The organism is Pantoea sp. Pa-EAmG (genome assembly GCF_030024295.1).
GTDB lineage: Bacteria > Pseudomonadota > Gammaproteobacteria > Enterobacterales > Enterobacteriaceae > Pantoea > Pantoea dispersa.
In genome coordinates this window covers 1-4042 of sequence record NZ_JASEWO010000270.1, presented here as the reverse complement: position 1 = coordinate 4042, position 4042 = coordinate 1, and the positions used below count along the sequence as shown (strand labels likewise).

Sequence of the window (4042 nt, the reverse complement as noted above, 5' to 3'; positions counted from 1 at the left end):
CTTTGAAATCAGGATCTAAAATCAGGATGTCGATGTGCTGATGAATAACATCGTCAATACCATCATTAATTGTGTTTGCTGTAGTGACACAATTAAAGCCATTCATTAATAATAAAGCCTGCACCCCAGCCGCAACAAGGCGATGCTCATCAACGATGAGAATTTTTGCATTAAACATAGATCTCCCTTTTACGACACCGATATGATGGCGCTGGCGGACATTATGTCTGGCGGCTTATCCCGGCGAACCGAGAAATGTCTTGATAAGATTATGTTTTTATAAAACCTGCTGATTTTTCAGCCGATATTGTTCAAAGATAATTAATGTTTCATTGACGGCGTTAATTTCGCACGCGATGGCGGCAATCAGCTGCGCGACATCGTGTCCTTCCTGCTGGTGTTTCTCCAGCTTGCGCCCCAGCTCCATCAGCGCGCTGGCATTAAGAATACTGGCACCGCCTTTCAGCTTATGGCCAAGCTGTGACAGCGCGTGAGCATCAGTGGTTTGCTGCAGCGCCGCCAGCAATTCATCGTGGCTGGTGCGAATACTTTCCAGCAGGGTGATGCAGCTGGCGGGATCGCGCTCAGCCAGCTGCATCAGCAGCGGCGCAAAAGTCGGAACCGCCACAGGGGCCGGCAGCGCGGCGACGGCGGTATCAGCAACAGGTTGCCCGGTTACGCCGGCTGCAGCCTCGCTGTCAGGCGCGTTTGGCGTGCGGCGCGGACAGTGGGTGATTTGCGCCAGCAACGTATCCAGATTCAGCGGCTTGAACAGACAGTCGTTCATGCCAGCCTGCAGGCAGCGCTGCATGATGTGCTGCTCGGCGGAGGCGGTCAGGCCGTATAGCGTGATCGGCGGCAGATGATGGTGGCGTTCATGCTGGCGCAGCGCCTGGGCAAATTCAAACCCGTTCATACCGGGCATATTGCAGTCGGTAATGATCAAGTCAAAGCGCAGCGGATCCTGCTGCCACAGTTTCAGCGCTTCGACGGCGCTTTCGCTCACCACCACCTGATGGCCCGCCAGCTCCAGCTGTTTACCCAGCAGCAGGCGATTAGGCGCATGATCATCAATCACCAGCACTGACAGCTTGTCGGTGACCAGCGGCTGTGACAGATGCGGTTGGGTTTGATCGCGCGGTTCGCCGGCCGGCGCGCGGAAGTAGAAGGAGAACACCGATCCTTCACCTGGCGTACTCTCCACAATCAGTTCGCCATCCAGCAGCTCTGCCAGATTGCGGCAGATGCTCAGGCCAAGACCGGTGCCAATCTGCTGCTGCTGACGTTCACCGACCTGGACAAATGGCTCAAAGATCGCCTGCTGCTGCTCCTCAGTCATGCCGCAGCCGTCATCGCTCACTTCTATGACGAACTCACAACCTTCCTCTTCCTGGCCAATCCCCTGCATCAGCACCACGGTTACGCTGCCGCGATCGGTAAATTTAATGGCGTTACTCAACAGGTTAGACAGGATCTGGTTGATCATCAGCGGATCGGTCTGTACCCAGTAGGCCGCGATGTCCATCTCTACGCGCAGATCGATCCCTTTGCTTTCGGCCTTGTTGCGGAACAGCGTCACCGCCTGATCGATCACATCCGGCAGGTAAACGGTTTCCGGCGTGGGTTGATACTGGCCAGATTCGATCTTTGACAGATCGAGGATATCGCCGATCAGCGACAGCAGCGCACGCGCCGAACTGTAGGCGACGCGAATATTCTCTGACAGCGTCTCACACGGCTGCGAGCGGGTTTCCAGCTCCAGCAAACCAATGATGGCGTGCAGCGGCGTGCGGATCTCATGGCTCATGCTGGCGAGAAACTCACTTTTGGAGCGGTTGGCTTTGTCTGCGGTGTCCTTGGCCAGCTGCAGCTCCTGCAACAGCGCGTTACGTTCGGTGACATCGACCCAGCCGCCGATCACCCCGGCAACTTCCCCCAGCCGATCGCGAAACGGCAGCGTCCAGTGGTACAGATGGAAGGCCTGCTGGCCAAACATCAGCTGGACGTCGCGCATTACCGCTTCACCATCCAGCAGCGTCTGCTGGTAACCATCTTCAATGGTATGAATGCTGGCGTTATTGGTGTTGAACACGTCCGACAGTCGTTTACCGATTACCTCGTCGCGTTTGATGTGCAAAAAGCGCAGATAGGCATTGTTACAGTCCACCAGCCGCGTTTGCTTATCGCGGATGTACATTGCCACCGGCGAGTCATTAAACAGCGTGTGGGTAAAATTGAGCTGATTTTTTAGCGCATTCTCTGCCTGCATACGCTGCTGAATCACTTTGCGCAGATGGTGGTTCCACAGCAGGATCAACAGAATCAATCCCAGCGATACCGAAACGATCAGCAGAATCGTTTGCTTATAGTTCTGCCACGAGCTACTGAGAAACGGCGGTTCCGCCTGACGCCACTGCGCCATCAGCTTAAACAGCGTTTCCGGCGGGATGGCCAGCAACGCTTTATCGAGAATGCTGATCAGCGTCTCATTGCCTGGCTCTACGCGCATCACAAAGCGTGCGGGATCGGCGCCCAGCGTACCCTCGACGATCAGCCCGCTGCCAAAATGGTTGCGCAGATGATAGTCGGCAAAAATTTTCGGCACGATCACCGCATCGACCTTGCGCGCCAGCAGCTGGCGCAGCGCATCCAGCGGACGATCGGTATCGCTGACCGACAGGTGCGGATAGTGTTCATGCAGCCAGCTTTTCATTAGCGGATTTTTTAGCATCAGCGCCGAACCAAACGGAAAGGTGTCGCGCGCCATAATGTTTCCCGGCTGCTGATTGCGGATGATCACCCAATGCGAAACCAGCCACGGACGCGTAATCAGAGCCGGTTGTGCTTCGAACTGTGGCTCCAGAATTTCCAGCGGAAACAGCTTTGGCAGAGGACGTCCGCCGGGGTGTTCATTACTGGCGTGCGCCACAAAATTCAGGCCGGTCTGGCTGGTGATCAGCTCCAGCACGTCCGGCGCCATGCCGCGAAACTGCTCTGCCGGCGTCCGGCTACTGAGCGGTGCCTGTGCCAGCGGCAAGGTGGTCTCGATGTGTATGTTGTTTTGCAGCCACTGCTCTTCGTCGGCGGTCAGCGCCAGCGGATTGCGTTGTAGTACATGATGGGGATCGAGCTGCCAGCGTTTGGCAATCTGCATGCGGATAGACAGCGGAATCTGCGGCAGCGCCTGGTTGATGGCGTCGGCCAGCGCAGGATACAGCGGACTGATGCCGAAACCGACGTTGAGCGGAATCGTATGCTCATCGGCCAGAATAGTAAGCGCGTTGGCAAACAGATAGCGGTTGAGGTGTGTCAGCGTCGCCGCATTTCCCCAGACGCGCGCCGTCTGACCATAAACGGTGGCGGCGACGGCATCATAGTAGCCCGGGAAACGCACCAGCTGCGCGTTTTCGTATGTCTCTTCCAGGTACTGGCGCTGCAGCGGCGTGCCTGACCAGGCGATTTGCTCGGGCATGCCGTTATTGAGAAAAAGGTCGCTGTCGGTCTTCAATCCCATCACGCTGTAATCCAGCATCCACGGGGCGCTGGCCAGCAGCGGCTGCGACTGTGACGATGGCTGGGCGACGTAAATCGCCAGCATATGCATTTCGCCTTTCAGCACCGCCTGCTGCGCGGCGCTATGACTCGGGAAGTGATAAAGCTCAATACTGGTCTCCAGCATGCTTTGAATCAGCGACAGGTAGTCGGCGCTCAGGCCTTCGAAGCGGCGCGTATCGGTATCCATATATATTGGTGGCTGTGATTTACCGGCCACTGCGACTTTAATCACTTTATTTCGAAAGGCAGAAGAGATGGGCTCAGCCAGCTGCAGCGCGGGCTGTGCGGTATCGTAACGCGCTAAAAGCTGCAATGGTTTGACCTGCGCCTGCAGCGCGCCGGCAAAAAAAATAAACAGGACCACGCCCGTCAGACGGATGAAATTAACAGGATTAAACACCGTGCGTTCCTGAAGAAAATAAAGTCATTAATGCGCATAAGGGAAAAGGAGTATAAAGAGATTTTTCCCGCCTGCATGATGAAATGC

Annotated in this window: 1 protein-coding gene; it reads right to left on the bottom strand. The window is 55.9% G+C overall.

Annotation, left to right across the window (positions count from 1 at the left end; all coding sequences use genetic code 11):
- Positions 1–277: 277 nt before the first annotated feature.
- The gene (locus tag QMM04_RS21365) at positions 278–3955 is read right to left on the bottom strand and encodes an ATP-binding protein (RefSeq protein ID WP_282996971.1); all 3678 of its coding nucleotides are present in this window, start codon (positions 3953–3955) and stop codon (positions 278–280) included.
- Positions 3956–4042: the final 87 nt, after the last annotated feature.